The sequence below is a fragment of the Clostridioides sp. ZZV15-6597 genome, from assembly GCF_020657815.1.
Classification (GTDB): Bacteria; Bacillota; Clostridia; order Peptostreptococcales; family Peptostreptococcaceae; genus Clostridioides.
The window spans coordinates 1-1,446 of sequence record NZ_JAGWCT010000218.1 but is presented as its reverse complement, the minus strand read 5'-3'; the positions used below and the strand labels follow the sequence as shown (position 1 = coordinate 1,446).

General features: G+C 26.6%; 1 protein-coding gene. It reads left to right on the top strand.

Translation table 11 applies throughout. The features are described 5' to 3' along the window. Nucleotides 1-66: 66 nt before the first annotated feature. The coding region (locus KGF52_RS20925) for an IS1182 family transposase (protein ID WP_413927412.1) at nt 67-1,446 on the top strand (1,380 nt) is incomplete at its 3' end.

Sequence of the window (1,446 nt, the reverse complement as noted above, 5' to 3'; positions counted from 1 at the left end):
AAAATAGTGCTACGCCCTTTTTTGTATAAAAAAAATAAATCCCAAGTTCAAAAGAGCCTGGGATTCTTGTATAATAATTGTATGTCAAAACAAAACATTATACAACTTGATTATACTATTTATGGTGATAATTATCAATTTAAATTACCACTAAATATTGATTATATGATTCCAAAAGATGATTCTGTAAGGTTATTAAGTCAAATTATTGAGGAGATGAACTTAGAAAAACTATATAAGACTTATTCTCGAATTAGAGGAAATAGAGTAACCCCTAGACAACTTTTGAAAATTATAATATATGCAAACATGAACTGTATTTATTCTTCAAGAGAAATAGAGAAAGCATGCAAAAGAGATATTAACTTTATGTATCTGCTAGGCGGAGCCTCCGCCCCAGACCATTCAACAATTGCAAGATTTCGTAGTATTCATTTTTCACCAATAAGCAAAGATTTGATTGCACAGTTTACAAACTTTCTTGGAGATAATAAGGAGATTTCAAAGGACACTCTATTTATTGATGGTACAAAAATAGAGTCATCTGCTAATAGATATACTTTTGTTTGGAAAAAAGCTATAAATAAAAATATGGCTAAAATGATGAATAATATATCTGACTTCATATTAAAATGTGAGATTGATTTTGGTATTAAAATAATTTATAAGGATAAAATCAAAATCTATCATTTAAAGAAACTTTTAAAGAAACTAAAAAAAATATCAAAAGAATCAAATATAATATTTGTTCATGGAAAAGGAAAGAAAAAATCTATCGTTCAAAAATCTATAGAGCAATTAAATAATTATATTGATAGATTGAAAAAATATACTAAAGACCTACATATAATGGGTGAACGAAATAGTTATTCTAAAACGGATAATGACGCAACTTTTATGAGAATGAAAGAAGACCATATGAAAAATGGACAACTTAAACCAGCATATAATATACAATTCGGTGTAGATTCAGAATATATAGTTTGGGTAAGTTCAGGGCATCAACCTACTGACACTACAACATTAATACCGTTTTTAAAATCTATTGAGGACTATACAAAATTTAAATATCCTAAAGTAGTAGCTGATTCTGGATATGAAAGTGAGGAAAACTATACATTTTTAGAGTGTAATAATCAATTATCTTTCATAAAACCTGCAAATTATGAAATTAGTAAAACTAGAAAATATAAAAATGATATTGGGCGTATTGATAATATGGATTATGATGAAAAAAATGACTATTATATTTGTAAAAATAGCAAAAAACTATTTGCTAATAAAATAATAAATAGGAAATCAAAAACAGGCTATAAAAGTGAAATAACTTGTTATGCTTGTGAAGAATGCCGTGATTGTCAATATAAAAGCAGTTGCATTAAGAGAAGTAACAGTAAGATTCCTCTTGAAAATAGGACTAAAAACTTACAAGTATCTAAGTTATTT